The organism is Roseateles depolymerans, assembly GCF_003387155.1.
In the GTDB taxonomy this organism is placed as follows: Bacteria; Pseudomonadota; Gammaproteobacteria; order Burkholderiales; family Burkholderiaceae_C; genus Roseateles; species Roseateles depolymerans.
Genome location: NZ_QUMT01000001.1, coordinates 625,320 through 644,161, shown reverse-complemented (window position 1 = coordinate 644,161; position 18,842 = coordinate 625,320). Strand labels below are relative to the sequence as shown.

Annotated in this window: 19 protein-coding genes; 3 read left to right on the top strand and 16 right to left on the bottom strand. The window is 67.0% G+C overall.

Annotated elements, in window-relative coordinates; translation table 11 throughout:
* Window positions 1–61 precede the first annotated feature (61 nt).
* The 14 genes from DES44_RS02775 to DES44_RS02710 form a co-directional block, all read right to left on the bottom strand.
* A complete protein-coding gene (locus DES44_RS02775; protein ID WP_058936318.1) occupies window positions 62–976 on the bottom strand; it encodes a polysaccharide biosynthesis tyrosine autokinase in 915 nt (304 codons plus the stop codon).
* Window positions 976–2,388, bottom strand: coding sequence for a chain length determinant protein EpsF (epsF, locus tag DES44_RS02770; RefSeq protein ID WP_058936319.1), 1,413 nt, complete (start codon window positions 2,386–2,388; stop codon window positions 976–978). The genes DES44_RS02775 and epsF overlap by 1 nt, the downstream gene beginning before the upstream one ends.
* A gap of 74 nt (window positions 2,389–2,462) precedes the next feature.
* Window positions 2,463–3,347, bottom strand: a complete 885-nt coding sequence (epsE, locus tag DES44_RS02765) for a polysaccharide export protein EpsE (RefSeq protein WP_232309827.1) — start codon at window positions 3,345–3,347, stop codon at window positions 2,463–2,465.
* A complete protein-coding gene (locus tag DES44_RS02760; protein WP_058936320.1) occupies window positions 3,344–4,321 on the bottom strand; it encodes an EpsD family peptidyl-prolyl cis-trans isomerase in 978 nt (325 codons plus the stop codon). Before DES44_RS02760 ends, epsE begins: the two co-directional genes overlap by 4 nt.
* 356 nt (window positions 4,322–4,677) lie before the next feature.
* Window positions 4,678–5,409 carry a bifunctional demethylmenaquinone methyltransferase/2-methoxy-6-polyprenyl-1,4-benzoquinol methylase UbiE gene (ubiE, locus tag DES44_RS02755; RefSeq protein WP_058937560.1) on the bottom strand — a complete coding sequence of 244 codons (732 nt, stop codon included), beginning with the start codon at window positions 5,407–5,409 and terminating at the stop codon, window positions 4,678–4,680.
* 29 nt (window positions 5,410–5,438) lie between these two features.
* Window positions 5,439–5,855, bottom strand: a complete 417-nt coding sequence (locus tag DES44_RS02750; RefSeq protein WP_058936321.1) for a gamma-butyrobetaine hydroxylase family protein — start codon at window positions 5,853–5,855, stop codon at window positions 5,439–5,441.
* Window positions 5,856–5,995: 140 nt separating this feature from the next.
* The gene (locus tag DES44_RS02745) at window positions 5,996–7,840 is read right to left on the bottom strand and encodes a S8 family peptidase (RefSeq protein ID WP_083526102.1); all 1,845 of its coding nucleotides are present in this window, start codon (window positions 7,838–7,840) and stop codon (window positions 5,996–5,998) included.
* A 398-nt stretch (window positions 7,841–8,238) separates the two neighbouring features.
* On the bottom strand, window positions 8,239–9,441 hold the full coding sequence (locus DES44_RS02740) for an MFS transporter (protein WP_058936322.1): 1,203 nt from the start codon (window positions 9,439–9,441) through the stop codon (window positions 8,239–8,241).
* Window positions 9,438–10,853 (bottom strand): DNA recombination protein RmuC, encoded by a 1,416-nt coding sequence (locus tag DES44_RS02735; protein WP_058936323.1) that lies wholly within the window; start codon window positions 10,851–10,853, stop codon window positions 9,438–9,440. The genes DES44_RS02740 and DES44_RS02735 overlap by 4 nt, the downstream gene beginning before the upstream one ends.
* A gap of 27 nt (window positions 10,854–10,880) precedes the next feature.
* A complete protein-coding gene (locus DES44_RS02730) occupies window positions 10,881–11,864 on the bottom strand; it encodes a 2-hydroxyacid dehydrogenase (protein ID WP_058936324.1) in 984 nt (327 codons plus the stop codon).
* A gap of 78 nt (window positions 11,865–11,942) precedes the next feature.
* Complete coding sequence (locus DES44_RS02725; protein WP_058936325.1) at window positions 11,943–12,677, bottom strand: nitroreductase; 735 nt, start codon at window positions 12,675–12,677, stop codon at window positions 11,943–11,945.
* A complete protein-coding gene (locus DES44_RS02720; RefSeq protein WP_058936326.1) occupies window positions 12,674–13,120 on the bottom strand; it encodes an acyl-CoA thioesterase in 447 nt (148 codons plus the stop codon). Before DES44_RS02720 ends, DES44_RS02725 begins: the two co-directional genes overlap by 4 nt.
* A 106-nt stretch (window positions 13,121–13,226) precedes the next feature.
* Window positions 13,227–14,084, bottom strand: coding sequence for a cupin domain-containing protein (locus DES44_RS02715; RefSeq protein ID WP_058936327.1), 858 nt, complete (start codon window positions 14,082–14,084; stop codon window positions 13,227–13,229).
* Between the two features lie 207 nt (window positions 14,085–14,291).
* Window positions 14,292–15,242, bottom strand: a complete 951-nt coding sequence (locus tag DES44_RS02710) for a histone deacetylase family protein (RefSeq protein ID WP_058937562.1) — start codon at window positions 15,240–15,242, stop codon at window positions 14,292–14,294.
* Here DES44_RS02710 and DES44_RS24440 point away from each other — a divergent pair.
* Window positions 15,241–15,495, top strand: coding sequence for a hypothetical protein (locus DES44_RS24440; RefSeq protein ID WP_147306924.1), 255 nt, complete (start codon window positions 15,241–15,243; stop codon window positions 15,493–15,495). The two genes, DES44_RS02710 and DES44_RS24440, sit on opposite strands and share 2 nt — an antisense overlap.
* Window positions 15,496–15,589: 94 nt before the next feature.
* Complete coding sequence (locus DES44_RS02705) at window positions 15,590–16,147, top strand: phasin family protein (protein ID WP_058936328.1); 558 nt, start codon at window positions 15,590–15,592, stop codon at window positions 16,145–16,147.
* A 130-nt stretch (window positions 16,148–16,277) separates the two neighbouring features.
* On the opposite strand, the gene DES44_RS02700 is transcribed toward DES44_RS02705, so the two are convergent.
* Entirely contained in the window at window positions 16,278–16,898 is a 621-nt protein-coding gene (locus tag DES44_RS02700; protein ID WP_058936329.1) for a TetR/AcrR family transcriptional regulator, read from the bottom strand.
* A 338-nt stretch (window positions 16,899–17,236) separates the two neighbouring features.
* On the opposite strand from DES44_RS02700, the gene DES44_RS02695 reads away from it, so the two are divergent.
* Window positions 17,237–17,800 carry a YdeI/OmpD-associated family protein gene (locus DES44_RS02695; protein WP_058936330.1) on the top strand — a complete coding sequence of 188 codons (564 nt, stop codon included), beginning with the start codon at window positions 17,237–17,239 and terminating at the stop codon, window positions 17,798–17,800.
* A gap of 43 nt (window positions 17,801–17,843) precedes the next feature.
* Here DES44_RS02695 and DES44_RS02690 read toward each other — a convergent pair whose 3' ends face one another.
* Window positions 17,844–18,812 carry a patatin-like phospholipase family protein gene (locus tag DES44_RS02690; RefSeq protein ID WP_058936331.1) on the bottom strand — a complete coding sequence of 323 codons (969 nt, stop codon included), beginning with the start codon at window positions 18,810–18,812 and terminating at the stop codon, window positions 17,844–17,846.
* Between the last annotated feature and the right edge of the window lie 30 nt (window positions 18,813–18,842).

Genomic DNA, 18,842 nt, shown 5'->3' with positions numbered 1-18,842 from the left:
AGACCGGGCCACCGCATGCAGCGGCGACCCTCGGCAAGCGATGCGGCTCTGCGGCCCTTGATCAGTATTGGTTCATGACCGTGCCCAGCAGCGTCGTATTGATGCCGTCCAGGCTGTCGGTCAATTCCTGCAAGGCCAGCACGCGCGAGCGGTCCTGGCGGGCGAGCACCAGGGCGGCGCCGCAACGGGAGGCCACGATGGAGGCATCCGCGCCGTACAGGGCGGCGGAGGTGTCCACCACGACGTGGTCGAACTTGCCGGCCAGCTCCCGCATCAGCATGCCGAAGGCGGGCCGCTCCAGCAGTTCCACCGGGTTGGGCGGCACCGCGCCGACCGGCAGCACGAACAGGCTGTTCATGCCTTCCACCTGCTGGATCACCCGCGGCTCGCTGCGGCCCGACAGGATGGACGACAGACCGGCCTGGTTGTTGACGTCGAAGATCTCGTGCTGACGCGGGCGGCGCAGGTCCGCATCCACCAGCAGCGTACGGCCCCCCAGTTGCGCCAGCGTGACGGCCAGGTTGGCGGTGAAGTAGCTCTTGCCATCCATGGTGTCGGGGCTGATGACGGCCAGCGCCCGGCGCGGTTCGCCCTCACGGTACAGCCGCATCATGATCTGGCTGCGGATGCCGCGGAAGACTTCCGCCTGCGACGAGAACGGTTGGTTCAGCGCAATCAGTTCCGGGCTGCGGCTCTTGCGCTCGCTGGCCGCATACGGGTAGTGGAACTGCTTGGACAGCGCTTCCAGCACGTCTTCCGCATTCGCATAGCCCAGGGCCACGGCCGCTTCGCCGAAGCGGATGCCGCGCTCGCGCTGGTACTGCAGCACGCGCTCGACCTGGTCGGCGCTGAGGTTGCGGGTCTCGGCGATGATGGCGCCGATGGACCGGTCATGCAGACCGGCGGTAGGTTTGGAAGTCTGGGCGTCCACGGGTTTGCTGGAGGCGTAGTGGAGGGGTTCCTTCAGATCGGACATCAAGCCGCTCCTCGCGTGGCGTGGCCCAGCAGGCGGCGTTCAGCCGCCGGCAGAGCCTTGTTGGGACGCTTGTTGGGGGCGGGCAGCACCCCCAGCATCGGAATCTGCAGGAGCGCCATGACGTCGTCGGCATCACGGATCTTGCGGTCGCGCATCTCGAGCAGCAGCGCCATGCCGATGGCCAGCACCAGGCCCGCCACGAAGGCCAGCGCGGTGTTCAGGCCCACCCGCGGCGAAGCCGGACGCAGCGGCGTGGTGGCTTCGGTCAGGATGGAGATGTTGCTCTGGGTGCTCTGGCTTTCCAGGTTGGTCTGCGTCAGGCGGGTGGCGATGCTGTCGTAGCCGCGCTGGGCGCTGTCGACCTCGCGGATCAGGCCGGCGGCCTCGTCACGCGCTTCCTTGAGCTTCATCACCTTGGCGCGCTGCGCCTCCAGGGCCGCGCGGATCTCGGATTCGCGCTGGCGGTTGATGGTGTTGGTTACGCCCACCGCGCCGGTGACGCGGCGGATTTCCGCGGCCATCTTGGCGCGCAGGTCGGCCACCGAGGCCTTGGCCTCGATCACCTGCGGATGGGCGTCGCCGTAGCGGGTGCTCAGTTCCTGCAGCCGGGCTTCCGAACGGCTCAGCTCGCCCTTGAGCGAGGACACCACCGGATTGGCCAGCACATCGGGCAGCGTGTCGCTGCCGCGAGCGGCGGCGCCCTGGCGGCTGTTGGATTCGGCGGTCACCGACTGCACGGCCACCAGTTGCGAGGACAGCTCGGACAGGCGCGAGCTCTCGATGTCCATGCGCTCATCGGTGGCCAGGATGCCGTGCTCCCGCTCATAAGCGGACAGCTTGGACTTGGCGGCTTCCAGCTTCTCGAGCGCGGCCTTGGACTGCTGCTCGAAGTAACCGGCGTACTGGCGGGCCGGATCGACCCGCAGCTCCAGCGTGGTGCCCACATAGGCCCGCACGAAGGCATTGGCAAAGGCCGCGGCGGCCTCGGGTTCCGGCGACTTGTAGGTCACCATCAGCACATTGCTTTCCTTGGACGGCTTGACCTCCATGTTGCCGCGCAGGCCGGAGGCGAGCCACTGCTCCATGCTGCCCTGGCCACCGGTGGCCGCCATCCACTGCTGGCGGACGTCGGGGTTGTCCGTCAGCTTCAGGTCCTTGACCACCCGCAGGGCCACACGATCGCTGGCGATCACGTCGACCTGCGTGTTCATGTAGGAGGGTGAAGCCAGGCCGGGGTAGATCAGGGCGGATATGGGATCGGGCTTGGCATCGATGAGTACCGACGCGGCGGCCACATACTTCGGCTTCATCGACAGGCTGACGCCGAGTGCGGTCAGGGTGGTCAACACCACCACCAGCAGCACCAGCGACCAACGAGCCAAGATGATGGAAATCAACTTGCTGGGCGTCACGACTCACTCCTTCGCCGGGCCCTGTCGGCCCGGCTGCTTGCACCGGCTGCAGAGGCCAGCCGGTCTTCTCGAAATCAGAACAGGCTTTCGCGCACGTAGATGACGTCGCCATCCTTGAGCGATTCATCCATGGCCGGCTTGAGCTCCTGCACCTTGCCGTCCGCGCCCTTGCGGTGCACGCGGATGCCGCGGTCGGTGCCGCGCAGCGTCAGGCCGCCACCCGCGGCCAGGCCCTGCAGCAGCGTCATGCCGCGCTCCAGGCGGATCTGGCCGGGCTTTTGCACTTCACCATAGATGTAGACCATGGGGAAGCGGTCCACCCACAGCACGTCGCCGTTCTGGATGATGAGGTCCTGCTCGCGGCCGTTCGGTCCGAACAGCGTGGGCAGGTCCACTTCCATGCGGAAAGGTTTGCCGCCGCGTTGACCGGACACGACCAGCAGGTCGCCGCCGGACGGGGCCACGCCGCGGGCATTGGCCAGCAGGTCGGTCAGGCGGGTGTCGGCCAGCTCCAGCGGATAACGGCCGGGCTGGTTGACCGCGCCCAGCACGCTGGCCTGGTTGCCGGTGACCTTCATCACCAGGATGCTCACCTGCGGCTGCTTGACGAAGTTGCCCTTGCGCAGGCCTTCGGCAATGCGGTTTTCGGCTTCGCTCACCGACAGGCCGCCCACCCGCACCGGGCCCAGCAGCGGGTAGGAAATGGTGCCGGCTTCAGAGACCCGGGTCTCCAGCGTCAGGTCCGCATTCTGGAACACGGTAATGCGGATGGCATCGCCGGAGCCCAGGCGGTATTCGGCGGTCGCGCCGGAGGCGAGGCCCACCGGAGCGGGCTGCGAACCCGTGGGGGCCGTGGTGCGCGGGGCGCCGGTCTGCGCCAGGGCGCTCACCGACATCATCAGCGCCAGGGCGCCGGTGGCCAGCGGCTTCAGGAGGTTCCGCGTCTGAATCTTCATCATTTGATGCCCAAGCCCTTCGAAATAGTGCTGTTGTCCAAGCCCGTGGCGCTGGAGGCCGGCTCGGTGACGGGGTCCGGCGTCAGGGCCGGCGTGGGGGTCGGCGAGGAGGCGGCTGCCTCGGCGAACTTGCCGACGTATTCAATCTTGGCGTTGTCACGCAGGGTCTTCACATCCTGCGTAATCAGCTGCATGCGGCGTTGGCCCAGCAGGAAGCCTTCAATGGCAGGACGGGCCTGCTCCAGCGTCACCGGTTGCAGACGCGACCCAGCCAGATAAATCACCATCAGGCCGTTGGGCGACGGGGCCGCCGCATGCTGGCCGTCCTTCATCTGCGACAGCACCTTCAGGCTGCCGGCCGCGACCTGCTCGGCCGCACGCACCGACTGCGTGCCGACGAACTTGATGTCGTTGCTCTTGAGGTACTCCACGAAATCCGTCAGCGTCTTCGCATCGTTCAGGCGAGCACGAATCTCGTCCAGCTGTTCCGGACGGGCCTCGATGTTCAGTTCCTGGACGTTGTAGATGCGGCGTTCGGTAAAGAGTGCCGGGTTGTCGTTGAAGTACTTGCTGATCTCCTCATTGGAAGGCTTGGTGGCCTTCTCGCCGAGGCGTTCCGCATAGGCGCGGGCAATGATCTCGCGCTTGGCGGTCTCGATCTGCTGCACCACCCGCGGGTCGCGGTCGAGCTTCAGGTCCTGCGCCTTTTGCACCAGCAGTTCCTGGTCGATCAGACGCTCCAGAATCTGGCGCGAGGCCGGCTCCACCTGCTCCTTCTTGAGGTTGGGCTGACGCTGCAGGACGTAGTTGATCTGGTGAACGGTGATCTCTTCCTTGTTCACCTTCGCAGCGGTCTGCGACGCCTTGGCTCCACTGCCCCCTCCGCAGGCGGCGAGCGCGATCGCCACCATGGCTGCGGCCGTCAGGCCCGCCAAGCGAAATCCGTTGCAGTTGAACCGCTTTCTCTTCAAGTTCATGGCTTCGACTCTCGTTGTTATGCAAGTCCCGGCGACCCTCACGGGGCGACCCACGCTCTCACGTGAGCGGCGAGTGTAGCCGTGCGCCATGACGGTAAACCCTGATTCCATGCGGACCGGACCCCCTCACTCCCGAGACTGAGTGGGTGCATAGCAAGAATGACTCCTGCCCTCGCCAAGCGGTGTGGAAACGCCCCCTTGATCGAGGGGGGACAGAGGGAAGAGAACGGTCGAAGAGCGCCCGAACGCGGGTCCGGGGCCGTCTTCAGGGGGATGGCGCCGATCGCGGATCGGCGCTGGCTGGCGCTCCCGCGCCAGATGCAGTCGTCACGTTTGTTGACGACTGCGACAGGTCATCAGCATTTGATACCGACATGCAAGGCGACCACGCCGCCGGTCAGGTTGTGCACATCGACGTGACCGAAACCGGCGGTCTTCATCATCGCCTTGAGCTCGGCCTGCGCCGGATGCATGCGGATGGATTCGGCCAGATAGCGGTAGCTGTCGGCATCCCCGGCGATCATCTGGCCCAGGCGCGGCAGCACCTTGAAGGAGTACCAGTCGTAGGGCTTGCGCAGCGGCTCGGCGATGCGGGAGAACTCCAGCACCAGCAGGCGGCCACCGGGACGCAGCACCCGGCACATCTCGGCCAGGGCCAGGTCCTTGTGGGTCATGTTGCGCAGGCCGAAGGCGACCGAGACCAGGTCGAAGCTGTTGTCCTTGTAGGGCAGCGCTTCGGCATCACACAGGTTGGTGGGCAGCACCAGGCCTTCGTCCAGCAGGCGCTCGCGACCGGTGCGCAGCATGGCTTCGTTGATGTCGGTATGCACCACCATGCCGCGCTCGCCCACTTTGCGGGCGAAGGCGCGGGCCAGGTCGCCGGTGCCGCCGGCGATGTCCAGCACCTTGTCGCCGGCCTTGAGGTTGGCCACCGCCACGGTGTAGGCCTTCCAGGCACGGTGCAGGCCCATGGACATCAGGTCGTTCATGATGTCGTAGCGCGAGGCGACGGAGTCGAAGACGCCGCGCACGCGGTTGGCCTTCTGGGTTTCGTCAACGGTCTCGAAGCCGAAGTGGGTGGAGCTCATGGCGGATCCTGCGGGAATGTTCTTGTTCATCAGTGGCTGCTGCAGCCGTGGCCACTGCCCTTCTCGGGCATGGGGGCGTCGCGATCCAGGCCGGCGGCGGCCAGGCGCGCCTCGTAGTCCCGCATCAGCTGGTCCTGGTCGCGGCCCAGCTGGTAGAGATAGGCCCAGGTGAAGAGGCCGCTTTCATGGCCGTCGGAGAACAGCGGCTGCAGCGCATAGTGGCCCACCTGCTGCACGGCCACGATCTGCACGTCCCGCTTGCCGGTCTGCAGCACTTCCTGGCCGGGGCCGTGGCCCTGGACTTCGGCGGACGGGCTGCACACCCGCATCAGCTCGAAGGGAATGCGGAACCGGGCGCCATCGGAAAACGCCAGCTCCAGCACCTTGGACTGCTGGTGGACGACGATGTCGGTCGGGAGCGGAGAGGAAGAATCGAGGCCGGCCATGCTTGTGGAATCCAGTAAGAACCCAAGTGTACCGGCAGGCAAAAAAAACCCGCCGACTCGCGCCGGCGGGAATCAACAGGTGCCCCGTTCGGGCCCAGGGCACCCGGCTTACCAAGCGAGGTGATTGGCAAGAAGGGCCATCACCACCCAAGCGTCAGCGAATAGCTGCCGGCGCCGCCGCTGTAGTAGGTCACCCGCACATAGACGGTGACCGCGGCCGAGGTGGTGTTGGTGTAGGTGAAGCTGTCGGTCTGACCGGCACTCAGAGTGCTGGATTTCAGGGTCGAACCGGAGCTGTTGTAGAGGTAGAGGTCGTAATCGACCCCCGCGGCATTGGGCAGGGACGCCGTCAGCGTCTTGCCGGCGCCCAGGGACACGGCGTAGTAGTCGGTGTCGGTGGTGCTGGACAGTCCGCCGCTGATGGTGCCGCCCGGCGCTGCGATGAGCTGCGCGGTGGCCCGGGTGTTGTTGGACGCGGTGGTCTCCGGGATGGTCGTGCCGCCGCCGCCCCCGCCACCGCCGCTGAGGATGGCGGTGATGGCCGCATTGGCGTCCAGGATGCCGGTGCCGCACTGGCTGCAGGTGGCCGGGAAGGCCCGGGCGCTGCTCTTGAGGGCCGCGGTGATCTCGTCCGGCGTGGCAGTGGGCTTGACCGCATACATCAGCGCGGCCACGGCGGCCACGTGCGGCGTGGCCATCGAGGTGCCGGAGTAGTAGGCATAGCTGTCCGCGCCCGGCGTGGTGGTGCCGGCGTTGAGCGTGGAATAGATGCCGTTGCCCGAGCCCGAATCGCCGCCCGGCGCCGCCAGGGCGACGATGGAGCCGTAGTTGGAGTACGAGGCCCGTCCGCCGCTGCGGTTGGTGGCCGCCACGGTCACCACGCCGGCGCAGCTGGCCGGGCTGAAGTTGGCCGCATTGGCCGCCGAGTTGCCCGCCGCGACGATGACGCTGGCACCGCGGGAGCGGGCGCCGTTGATCGCCGTCTGGGTGGTGGTGTCGCAGGCACCGCTGCCGCCCAGCGACAGATTCAGCACCTTGGCCGGATTGGCGTTGGCGGGAATGCCGGAGACGGTGCCGCCCGAGGACCAGGTGATGCCGTCGGCAATGTCGGAGGTGTAGCCGCCGCATTTGCCCAGCGCCCGCACCGGCAGGATCTTGGCGTTGTAGGCAATGCCGGTGATGCCGATGCCGTTGCTGGACTTGGCGGCAATGGTGCCGGCCACGTGGGTGCCGTGCCAGCTGGAGTTGGAGCCCGGCACGCCGGAGCCGCATTCATTCGTGGCGTAGTAGTCGCCCGGGTCCAGCGCGTCGCTGTCGCGGCCATTGCCGTCCACGGCCACGGCGGTGTCGGCAATAAAGTCGTAGCCGGCGACGGTGGAGGTGCCGCTGTTGACGGCGAACTGGCCGCTCAGGTCCGCATGCGGGCGGTAGCCGGTGTCAATCACCGCCACCACCACGCCGGCGCCGGTGGACTGGTCCCAGGCTGCCGGCGCGCGGATGCCGCCGGTGGTCTCGAACAGGTCCCACTGGTTGGCATAGCTGGGGTCGGTGGGCGTGGCCATCGCATACATCTTGCGATCGGGCTCGACGTAATCGACGTTGGCGTCGCTGGCCTTGATCTGGGTGGCCAGGTCACGCAGTTGCGACAGACTCAGCGCGCGGTCCAGTTTGAAGACGTGGGCGCCGGTGCCGGTCTGGCGCAGCAGGCTCACCCGGGCGCCCCACGGCGCGGCCAGTTGCTGCAGCGTCTGGGTGCGGGCACCGAGGGCGTCGCTGGCCACCGGGTGGGCCTGCACGGCCACGCCCAGTCGCTGCTGGACGGCCACGCTGCCGTCCTTGTATTTGACGATCAGACGATCGGTCTGCTCGGGCAGCGGCTGGCGTGCCGCCTGGATGTCAACAGTGGGCACACCGGCGAATGCCGACGATCCGACGGCAAAGAGTCCGAGGGCAAGCGCACGGGTGAGCTTTGTCAAACGCATCATGCTGTGGATCTCCAAGGTTACTGTGGCCCGTCCGATCCCACTGTTCATCGAGTGAAAGCGGTCTCAACGTGGAACGGAGTGTAGGAATGACTCACCCGGGCCGGTGCGTCCCCCTGCAAGACCTGACAGGAAAGGAAATCCCTTAGAAATCAATTGTTCACAAATGTGATGCGCAGCCATGCCGCCCTGGGCCGTGAGGCGCGCAGCGCGCTACAGGGCCGATGAACACGGGGGCGTGGGCCCAATAGGCTGACTATTCAGTCGGCATGCCAGGGTCTGCAAAAGGGCGGCGCATCAGCGGCGAATGCGCACTCGTGTCACACCGGGCTGTGGCAATGAATGCACAGCCCTTCATTTGCGCAAATGAATGAATGGCATGAGCAATGGCGCAAAGCGAATCAACGCAGCGGCAACCGCATCACCTTGCGCGCACTCCACTGCGCGCCGATGAGAATGGACGCCATCAGCCACAGCGGCGCAAACGGCACGCTCGCAGTGGCGAGCATGCCAAAGCCCATGGGCATGGCCACGGTGGCACCGTTGCTCGCCAGCCCCCGCAGACCCAGGGCCTGCCCGTGCCGGTCCGGGGGCGTCACCTGATGCAGCTTGGCCAGCACCATGGGCTGCACCGAGCCCAGCGCCGTCCCGAGAATGGCCGAACCCACCATCAGGCCGGCGGTCCCGGGCAGCCAGGCATAGATCACCAGGATGCCCATGGCCATGGTGATGGCCGAGCGCAGCGCCTTCATCTCGTCGAGATGATGGGCCCAGCGGACGATGGCCAGCCGCACCAGCGTGGCGGCGGCGGCGAAGCTGCCCAGCACCAGGCCGATGCCCGACGCGGACAGGCCCTTGGCATGGCCGATGACCGGCACCACAAAACTGTGGGCGTCCCAGCAGGCCGACATGGCCACATTGATGATCAGCAGATGCCGCAAGGCGGGGTCGCGCAACAGGTCCCAGGCCGGCCGCGGCTTGCCCGAGGCCGTGCGCGCCGGGGCCGGCGTGTGGCGCGGTACCCGCAGGGCCAGATGCCAGGCCAGCAGCGGCAGCAGCACCGCCAGCGCGAACGACCAGCCGTATCCGGCGTGGTCCATCAGCAGGCCGGCCACCACGGGCGCGACCGCATTCGACACCGCCGGCCCCAGCGCCACCCAGCTGAACACGCGTTTGAGCTGGGACGGGTCCGCCGCCATCAGGCCAGCCTCGCGCTGGATGGCCACGGCTGCCACCGCCACCGCGCCGCCACACAGCAGGCAGCTCAGCGCGATCAGCGGGAGGGCATGCAAGCGTTGGCCCAGCAAGGCCAGCAAGGCGCCAATGAAGCCCATGAGCACGCCCACGCCCACCGGCCGGTGGAATCCGTGGCGGTCCGCCAGCCGGCCGGCCCACAGGGACAGGCCCACCGGTGCCACCGCGAAGAGGCTCTGCAGCACGCCGACGATCCATTCACCGTAGCCGCCATCCAGCACCCAGAGGCTGGCGGTGACCCGCGTCACCGCCATGCAGGCATGTACCGCCATCAGCGTGGCGATCACCGCGGGAAAGGCCCGGCTGACGCCCGAGGCGGTGGGACCATCCGGCGCGGTGGGATCGGTCATCCCGCCGGGTCCTCGTCCACCTGGCCCAGTTGCAGCACGCGGGACATCTGATCGTCCGGCAAGGCTTCCACCGTCTTGAGGCGGCGCGTCATGGCGCGGGTGCGGACCTCGGCGGCGTCAATCGTGTTGCTGGCTTCTTCCAGCTTCTTCTTGGTCTTGGCCAGCACTTCGCCGAACTTGCCGAATTCCGTCTTCACCGCGGACAGCACTTCCCAGACTTCGGCCGAGCGTTTTTCCAGGGCCAGGGTGCGGAAGCCCATCTGCAGGCTGGAGAGCGTCGCCAGCAGCGTGGTGGGGCCGACCAGCATCACCTTGTATTCCCGCTGCAGGGATTCGGTCAGGCCGGGGCGACGAAGGGCCTCGGCATACAGGCCTTCGGTGGGCAGGAACAGCAAGGCGAAGTCGGTGGTGTGCGGCGGGCCCAGGTATTTTTCGCGGATGGTCTTGGCTTCCAGGCGCAACCGGGTCTCGATGGCGCGTCCGGCCTGGTCGGCGGCCGGCGCATCGGCCCGCTCCTGGGCGTCGAGCAGGCGCTCGTAGTCTTCACGCGGAAACTTGGCGTCGATCGGCAGCCACAGCGGCTGGCCGTCGTCCCGCTGGCCCGGCAGCTTGAGTGCAAACTCCACCCGCGCCCCGGTGCCCGGCACCGTCTCGACGTTGGAAGCGTACTGCTCCGGGGTGAAGACCTGCTCCAGCAGGCCCGCCAGTTGCACTTCGCCGAAGATGCCGCGCGTCTTGACATTGGTCAGCACGCGGTTGAGCGAGCCCACGTCCCGCGCCAGGGTCTGCATCTCGCCCAGGCCGCGGTAGACCTGCTCCAGGCGCTCGGCCACCTGCTTGAAGCTCTCGCCCAGGCGTTGTTCCAGGGTGGCGTGCAGTTTTTCATCCACCGTCGCCCGCATCTGCTCCAGCTTCTTTTCGTTGTCCTGCTGGATGCTCTGCAGCCGGGCCTCCACCGTGCGGCGGGTTTCGGCCAGGCCGGCTTCGTTGCGCTGCGCCAGGGCCTGCAGCTGTTCGGTCAGCAGGCTGCCCAGGCGGGCGGCGGCGGCGTCCTGGGCTTCACGGGCGGTGGCCGCCTGCTGCGCCAGCGACTGCTGCAGATGACCAAGCTGGACGCGGAAGCTGTCGATCTGCTCATTCTGCGTGCGGGCCACGTCGCCGCCCTGGGCCAGCAGCGACTGCTGGAACTGCGACAGGGTGGCCAGCGTGTCCTGGCGCAGCGCGCTGTTCACGCGGTTGAGCTCGTCGCGCAGGGAACGGTCCAGGCGCTCGCTGGACTGCTGGATCAGCGGCGCCACCGGCTCGGCCTCCTGCGCGGGGGCGGCGGTGCGGCGCAGCAGCAGCACCAGCAGGGTCAGGGTGATCAGGGACAGGGCCACCAGGCCCAGCATCAAGGCATCAACAAACGTCATGTGCGGATTGTCTCAGCCTCCGCAAGCTCAGCGCTTGAGCACTTCCGGGTTGAGTGCGGTGGGTGGCGTGCCGCCGGTCAGCGCGGCAATCAGGTTGTCCACCGCCAGATTGCTCATCGCCCGTCGCGTGGCCACGGTGGCGCTGGCGATGTGGGGCGTCAGCACCACGTTGCTGCAGGTCAGCAGTTCGGGATGCACCGACGGCTCGCCCTCGAACACGTCCAGGCCCGCGGCCGCCAGCGTGCCGGCCTTCAGGGCCCGGGCCAGGGCGGCATCGTCCACCACGCCGCCACGGGCGATGTTGGTCAGCGTGGCCGTCGGTTTCATCAGCGCCAGGTCTCGTTCCGCCACCAGATGGTGGGACGACGGGCTGTAGGGCACGACGATGACCAGGTGGTCAGCCCGGCGCATCAGCTCGTCTTTCTCCACCCAGGTCGCCCCCAGCGGCGCTTCCTGATCCGCCGGCAGCGGGCTGCGGTTGTGATAGAGCACCGGCATGCCGAAGCCCAGGTGCCCCCGGCGTGCAATCGCCGCACCGATGCGGCCCATGCCCAGCACGCCCAGGGTGGCGCCATGCACATCCGCGCCGGCGAACATCGTCACCGACCAGTGCTTCCAGGCGCCGCTGCGCAGGAAATGCTCGCTTTCGGTGATGCGGCGGGCCGTGGCCATCATCAGCGCGAAGCCGAAGTCGGCGGTGGTCTCCGTCAGCACGTCCGGCGCATTGCTCACCAGCACGCCACGGGCGGTGCAGGCGGGCACGTCGATGTTGTTGTAGCCCACGGCCATGGTGCAGACCGCCCGAAGGTCGGGGCAGGCCTGCAGGAGCGCGTCGTCGATGCGGTTGCTGCCGCTCACATAGACACCGGCCTTGCCCTGGAGGCGGCGGATCAGCTCGTCATAGGGCAGCGGCTGGTCCGTCTCGTTGGTCTCGACATCGAAATGGGGACGCAGCCGGTCAACGATGTCGCTGAACGTGTTGACGGCCACCAGCACCTTGGGTTTGCTCATCTCGGATCTCCACGGGTCGCAGGGCGTTCGGTCCATTCTCAACCAAAGCCCTGTGCCGTGGCGCGGGGCCAGGGCCGCTCAATCGAGGAAGCGCACAAACCCGCTGACCGGCTCCCGCTCGGTGACCAGCGTGTTCTCCACCGCCTGCGGGTCGGCATACCCCAGGGCCATGCCGCAGACCAGCATCTGTTCCGGCCCGAGGTTGAGTTCCTCGGCAATCAGTCGGTGGAACTGGGTGAACGCGGCCTGGGGGCAGGTATGCAGGCCATGCGCCCGCGCCGCCACCATGACGTTCTGCAGGAACATGCCGTAGTCCAGCCAGCTGCCCTGCTGCATGACGCGGTCGATGGTGAACATCAGGCCGACCGGGGCGTCGAAGAAGCGGTAGTTGCGGCCATGCTGGGCATGCATCCGCGCCTTGTCGCCCTTGGTGATGCCCAGCAGGCCGTACAGGTCCCAGCCCACCTTGCGGCGGCGGTCGATGTAGGGGGAGACCCACTCGCTGGGGTAGTAGGCGTATTCCTCGGCGTGCTGCGCCAGTTCCTCGGGGTTGTTGTAGGCCGCCTGCAGGCGCTGCACCAGGCGTTCACGCGACGCGCCGGTCAGCACATGCACCTGCCAGGGCTGGGTGTTGGTGCCGGACGGCGCGCGGGCGGCCACCTGCAGGATGCGCTCCAGCGTCTCGCGGGGGACGGGGGTGGGCAGGAAGGCCCGCATGGAATGGCGAGTCTGGATGGCGGCTTCCACGGCCGCGGTCTGCTCGGGCGTGGGAGGGGTGAATGGGGAAGGGGAAGAAGGCGACGGCAGACTCATGAACGCTCCAGGGGCCGGAGGGCCAGTTGATAGGCGGGTGGCAATTCCGCCACCGGGCGGCGGGTGCCGCGGTCCACATACACATGCACGAAGTGACCGGCCGCCGCGCTCATCGCCTCGCCCTCGGCGAACAGGGCGATGTCATACCGGACGCTGGACCGGCCCCGCCGCGCCACGCGCAAGCCGGCTTCCACCTGCTGCGGGAAGGCCAGCGACGCAAAGAAGTTGCAGTGGGTTTCCACCACGAGACCGATGACCGCTCCGTGGTGGATGTCCAGCGCGCCCTGGTCGATCAGGTAGCGGTTCACCGCCGTATCGAACAGGCTGTAGTAGACGACGTTGTTGAGATGGCCGTAGAGGTCGTTGTCCATCCATCGGGTGGGGACCGGCACGAAGCAGGCGTAGGCGCTGCGGGGCTCAGGGCTGGGGCGGTCGGTGCTCATGGGCGCTGATTCTTCCACTGCCAGGCCCTGGCGCGCTGTCGCCTAGGGAACCTCCGCAGCGGCTGCGATGGGGCGCTACATGGCTGCGGCGTCCAGCCTGCTTCGCTCAGGGCGCTGAAGTCCGCACGACGGTATTGGTGTGGACACCTCTGGGAACATAGTCAAACACCAGCAGCGACACCTCGCCCTGCCCCAGGTTGATGCCGCGGTGGACGACCTGCCGCTGCTCGACCAGCGTTTGGCCCGGCGCGTAGACCTGGCTGTTGCCGCGCTCGTCTTCCACCCTGATCGACCCGCTTTCGACATAGGCGTAACGCTGTTCGGGATGAAGGTGCCACGGCAGGTTGGCCCCCTCGCGAATCACATAGCGATTGACCAGCAGCCGCAAGGGACCGTCGGGCATGGTGATGGGCTCACCGACATAGTCGCTGGTGAATAGACCTTCGGCGGGCCTGGGGGGTGTCTGCGCGGACGCGGCGAGAACGGGAGGCCCTCCAGGAGCACTGGCGCGAGAATCTCTGACCGGGGGGCCACCCGGTGCAACGCTCGCCTGGGCGCCGGGGGCGAGCGCGCTCCGGTCCGGCCGTCTCAGGTGCTGCACCACCAACACCTGGGCCCCGACCCCATCCGCCGCAGACCATGTCTGGCGTCCGTCATCCAGCGCCCACTGGCCGGCCTCCAACCGTTGTGGACGCCCCCCGCCGCGGGGCTCGATCATCAGTTGCCCCTGCTGCACCAGCGCCTGCCGCAAAAGCAGCCGCTCCGGGGCAACGACTCGCTCGCCTGGCGCCAGACGGAGGGTCGATACCTGGACCATTGGATGCGCGGGCAGCCTGACTCGAGATCCGTCTGACAACGCATCGACGTTGGCGAGCGGGGTGATGGCGGCCGCAGCACCCATCTGACCGGGCGCGGCTTGAATGAGGGCGGGCGGCTGCAGCAGGGCCGCCTGGGCGAGGTGCATTGGGCACGGATCGGGGGGCAGAGCAGGTATCAACGGGCATCTCCAGCAGTGACTGCGCTTGAGTGCCCGCCAATGCCCATTCGGTTGACCCCATCTGGAGGTAGCTCCTTTTAACGTCCCCTCGGCGCGATCCGAAGGGCCCGTCGACAGGGGTTGCCGCTGTGGCGACTGCTGTGGTGGCGGCCGTGCTTGCGCCTAGGCCTGCGCTTAGGCCTGCGCCCTTGCTTGGCCCCACCGTTTCCAGTACTGCGCCGCCGTCCGCAGCGTCTGCTGCTGAACATCCACCGTCACCGATAGATCCTCTCCGTACCCCCCGGCCATGCTCAGCGCCACCGGAATCCCGCGCCGGTACAGTGCCTCCAGCACCATGTCATCGCGCTGATGCAGCCCCTGCGCGCTCAGCTTGAGCCGCCCCAGCCGGTCCCCCTCATGAGGGTCGGCCCCCGCCAGGTAGAAGGCCAGGCCCGGCGGATGGGCCGCCGTTCTCATCCAGACCTGCTGCAGCGCATCTTCCAGCGCTTCCAGGTAAACCGTGTCCCCGCAATGGTCGGGCAAGCCGACATCCAGATCGCTGGCCTCCTTGCGGAAGGGGAAGTTCTTCTCCCCGTGCAGCGACAGCGTGAACACACTGGGATCGTCCGAGAAGATGCTGGCCGTGCCATTGCCCTGATGCACATCCAGATCAATGACCAGCACCTGCAGTCCAGGTTGGGCGGGATGCGCACGGTGGTGCTCACCCTGCAGGAGCCGCGCGGCCACGGCCACATCGTTGAACACACAAAAGCCGCTGCCCTTGTCCGCATAGGCATGGTGCGTCCCGCCCGCGAGGCTGGCAGCCACGCCCTCTTTCAGTGCGGCACGTGCGGCGTGGACCGTGGCCCCCACCGAAAAGAGGGAGCGCCTCGGCAGGCTCTCCCCCCAGGGAAATCCGATCTCGCGCTGGGCGGCTGCACTCAAGGTGCCATGCAGCACCGCATCCACATAGTCGGGGGTATGGACCAGCAGCAGTTCCTCCCGCGTGGCGGGCGTGGCCACCTGGAGCCGCAGCTCACCCGGATCCCGTTCCAGCCGCTCCCGCAGCATCTGGTATTTGCTTTGCGGAAACCGGTGCCCTTGCGGCAGCGCCAGGGTGAGATGGTCATAGTGAAAAGCGAGCATGAGCAGCACCATAGCGCCGAGCGCATCCGGCCGCATCCGCAGGGGAATGCTGCTGCGCAGCAAGGGTGGACCGGCTATTCGACTGGGGACGCTGGATCTTCATTCCCCATGGGTACGCAAAGGCCCGGCCCGTGGACCTTACGAGCCCATTCCAGAAGCCATCAAACAGTCTTGTGCAGTGCAACAAAAAGAGCTTGCAATCTGTTTTGAGGCCCCTATACTTCATTCCATGTTGCAGCGCACCATGCAGTGAATGGGGCTCGCAACCGGCCTTCAGCCAGCCGTATTTCACGTGGCTGATCGTGCACCCAAACCCTGCATTCCCTCGCATCATTAGGAGATTTCGCATGCTGACCGCTGAACAACTGCTGGCCGCCCACCGTAGCAACCTCAACGCTGTGTTCGGGCTCACCGGCAAGGTCTTTGAAAGCTGGGAAAAGCTGGCGGAACTGAACATCCAGACCGCCAAGACGGCCCTGAGCGAAGCGGCTGAAACCACTCAAGCCGCCCTGTCCGTGAAGGACGCGCAAGAACTGATGGCCCTGCACGCCTCGCTGCTGCAGCCGACCGCCGAAAAGGCCGTGGCCTACAGCCGCCATGTGTACGACATCGCCACCTCCACCAGCGCTGAATTCAGCAAGCTGGCCGAAGCCCAGGTGGCCGATGCGCAAGACAAATTCGGCAGCGCCGTCGAGAACGTGACCAAGAACGCGCCGGCTGGCACGGAAAATGCTGTTGCATTGGTGAAGTCTGCTGTGGCGGCCGCCAACAACGCTTATGAAAGCGTTCAGAAAGCCGTCAAGCAAGCCAGCGAGATCGTCGAGAACAACGTCAACACCGTGACCAACACGGCGTTGAAGACCGGTCAGGTCGCGGCCCGCGCTCCGAAGCGCGCCACCGCCTGAGGTCCGTACCCTTTGTCTCCTCGGTACCCAAGGAAGCTAGGCTTCCCAAGTGCCCTTCAAGCCCAGCGTCGCCGCTGGGCTTTTTTTTCTCTGCCCAGCGTCGCCGCTGGGCTTTTCTTTTGGGCCCGGGTCAGTTCGTCGGGCTCAGTTGGGCCTCGGTCCGGCTGGATGACGCGGCGCCTGCGCTCAGCCCCTCCACCGCATCCCGCACCACCTCCTGCACGATCTGCTCGCGCAACGCCTCACGATCGTGCAGCGGATAGCGCTGCAATCCAATGGTGAGCACCAGGTAGCCCATCAGCTTGGTGGTCAGCAAGTCGCATTGGCGGCGAATAAGGGTTTCATCCGCTTCCACGCCGTCCGGCGCGCACGCAGCCACCCGCTCACGCACCAGCCCCAGCAACCGGTTGTAGACCGGCTTCTGCGCCTCGCCAATCTCCGACAGGGAGGCGCTGCTCTGGGACAGATAGATCATCCGGAACTGCTCCGGATGCCGCTCCCAGAAATCCATCGACCGCCTGACGTGGGCTTCCAGCACCTTGCGCGGACCGCGCTGGTCGCTGGAGGCATCGAGCAGCTCCGCCGTGAGGGCCTCGAAAATCTCGATCCACAAGCCGTCCAGCAGGGCCTGCTTGTTGGCGAAGTAGCTGTAGATGGCCATGGTGGAAATGCCCAGCTCATGCGCCAGACGGCGCATGCTTAAGGCCTCCACGCCTTCTTCGCGATAGATCTTGCGCGCACGCTCCATCATTTCGCGCTTGAGGGCCGCCATCTCGGCCGGGCCGCGGCGCAGACGCGTGGTCGTGCGCTCTTCGTGTTGTTTCGTGTCCAGAATCTTCTCCCTTGACTCGTACCAATGTCCTGCCAACAGGATGACAACGTTGGTGTCGCTGTACGTTAAACCGGTTTACCGTGAGGTTTGAATCCTCTTGAACCCTCAGTTGTGCGGGTGTCGGCGTCCGGTCGTTGGTGTTCGTACGTGTACGACATTGCAGGCAAGCGGCATGCCTGAGTCACGCATGCGCCACTTCAGCGGGGCAATCGGTGATCCAGGCCCGACGGTTCCGAAGCAGCGCATACTTGCGGCCCATGGCGACCCGCACCCCCGTATTTTTTCCGACTGCAGAGGACTTCCGTCAATGGCTGGACCTGCATGCGTCGACCGCCACCGATGTGGTGGTGGGTTTCTACAAGCGCGGCACCGGCCTGCCCAGCATGGACTGGCCGGAATCGGTGGACGAAGCCTTGTGCCATGGCTGGATTGATGGCGTGCGGACCCGGATCGACGACAAGTCCTACAAGATCCGCTTCACGCCCCGCAAGGCCGGCTCGATCTGGAGCGCGGTGAATGTGGCGAAGATAGAAGCGCTGATGGCGGAGGGCCGGGTGAAACCGGCCGGCCTGGCGGCCTTCGAGCGGCGCACCGATGCGCGCACCAAGGTCTATGCGCATGAGCAGGAAGAGATCGAACTGACGCCCACGCAGGAGGTGACGTTCCGCCATCATCCGGCGGCATGGGCCTTCTTCCGGGCGCAGGCGCCGAGTTATCAGCGCAGCAGCATCTGGCATGTGCTGAGCGCGAAGAAGGCCGAGACGCAGGCCGCGCGGCTGCAGCGGCTGATCGAGGCGTCGGAGCGGGGCGAGCGGCTCTGAGCGGCTTTACGCCGCCGTCATTGAGCCAGCGGCCTTCGCCGCTTCAGCGCGTCTTGGCCGCAATCGTCCGGCGGATCTGCGGCAACATCGCGGTGGCGGCCTCGCGGCCCACCTGGATGGCACGGCGCCGAACGGTGAAGTCCGAGCCACTGAAACCATCCAGACGCGGACGCAGCACCACGTCCGCCTCCTTGAGCTCATACTGGCTGATCGACCGGCCCATGATGGAGAAGGTCTGCAGCAGCATGCGCATCGCATCCCCTGGCACCTTGGGGTCGGGCGGCTCGCTGATGTCCACCGCAATCACAACGTCCGCGCCCATCTGCCGGGCGTAGCGCACGGGCACCGGGGCGACGAGGCCGCCGTCGACATACTCACGGGTGCCGATCTTGACCGGCTGGAAGACCGCCGGCACGGCGCTGGACGCGCGCACGGCCGTGCCCACATCGCCCTGGCGGAACATGATGGGCGTGCCGTCGCCCAGGTCGGTGGCGACGATGCCCAGCGGGACGGGCAGTTGCTCGATGGAGCGGTTGCCGGTCTTGTCGCGGATGAATCGGGCGAGCGCTTCACCCCGGATCAGGCCGCGCATGGGGAAGGTCCAGTCGGTGATGGCACCTTCGTCCATGGTCTCGGCCAGGGTGGCCAGCTCGCGGCCATTGCGGCCGGAGGCGTAAAGCGCGCCGACGAGGCTGCCGGCCGAGGTGCCGGCCACGAGGTCGACCTTGATGCCCTGCTCTTCCAGCACCTGGATGACCCCCACATGCGCGAACCCGCGGGCGGCACCGCCGCCAAGCGCCAGCCCGACGCGGGGGGGCTTGGGCGCGGGTTTGGGCGTGATGGGGGCGGGCAGTTCGGTTTCGACCGGGGTCTGCACGACCGGGGGGACGGTGGGGGGCGGCGTCGTCGTCGTCGGCAGGACGGCGCAGGCGGAGAGGACCAGCACGCAGAGCGCAGCCACCGCGCGCTGGAGCCACGGGCGCGGACCGGGAGAGACAGGGGCACAGGACATGGCGGGCGATTCTATGGGAGCGGTGTGAAG

Coding starts and splice junctions, on each gene's coding strand:
- DES44_RS02775 (WP_058936318.1), bottom strand. CDS start 976: ATGTCCGATCTGAAGGAACCCCTCCACTACGCCTCCAGCAAACCCGTG.
- epsE (WP_232309827.1), bottom strand. CDS start 3,347: ATGATGAAGATTCAGACGCGGAACCTCCTGAAGCCGCTGGCCACCGGC.
- DES44_RS02760 (WP_058936320.1), bottom strand. CDS start 4,321: ATGAACTTGAAGAGAAAGCGGTTCAACTGCAACGGATTTCGCTTGGCG.
- ubiE (WP_058937560.1), bottom strand. CDS start 5,409: ATGAGCTCCACCCACTTCGGCTTCGAGACCGTTGACGAAACCCAGAAG.
- DES44_RS02750 (WP_058936321.1), bottom strand. CDS start 5,855: ATGGCCGGCCTCGATTCTTCCTCTCCGCTCCCGACCGACATCGTCGTC.
- DES44_RS02745 (WP_083526102.1), bottom strand. CDS start 7,840: ATGATGCGTTTGACAAAGCTCACCCGTGCGCTTGCCCTCGGACTCTTT.
- DES44_RS02740 (WP_058936322.1), bottom strand. CDS start 9,441: ATGACCGATCCCACCGCGCCGGATGGTCCCACCGCCTCGGGCGTCAGC.
- DES44_RS02735 (WP_058936323.1), bottom strand. CDS start 10,853: ATGACGTTTGTTGATGCCTTGATGCTGGGCCTGGTGGCCCTGTCCCTG.
- DES44_RS02730 (WP_058936324.1), bottom strand. CDS start 11,864: ATGAGCAAACCCAAGGTGCTGGTGGCCGTCAACACGTTCAGCGACATC.
- DES44_RS02725 (WP_058936325.1), bottom strand. CDS start 12,677: ATGAGTCTGCCGTCGCCTTCTTCCCCTTCCCCATTCACCCCTCCCACG.
- DES44_RS02720 (WP_058936326.1), bottom strand. CDS start 13,120: ATGAGCACCGACCGCCCCAGCCCTGAGCCCCGCAGCGCCTACGCCTGC.
- DES44_RS02715 (WP_058936327.1), bottom strand. CDS start 14,084: ATGCACCTCGCCCAGGCGGCCCTGCTGCAGCCGCCCGCCCTCATTCAA.
- DES44_RS24440 (WP_147306924.1), top strand. CDS start 15,241: ATGAGCAGCACCATAGCGCCGAGCGCATCCGGCCGCATCCGCAGGGGA.
- DES44_RS02710 (WP_058937562.1), bottom strand. CDS start 15,242: ATGCTCGCTTTTCACTATGACCATCTCACCCTGGCGCTGCCGCAAGGG.
- DES44_RS02705 (WP_058936328.1), top strand. CDS start 15,590: ATGCTGACCGCTGAACAACTGCTGGCCGCCCACCGTAGCAACCTCAAC.
- DES44_RS02700 (WP_058936329.1), bottom strand. CDS start 16,898: ATGATGGAGCGTGCGCGCAAGATCTATCGCGAAGAAGGCGTGGAGGCC.
- DES44_RS02695 (WP_058936330.1), top strand. CDS start 17,237: ATGGCGACCCGCACCCCCGTATTTTTTCCGACTGCAGAGGACTTCCGT.
- DES44_RS02690 (WP_058936331.1), bottom strand. CDS start 18,812: ATGTCCTGTGCCCCTGTCTCTCCCGGTCCGCGCCCGTGGCTCCAGCGC.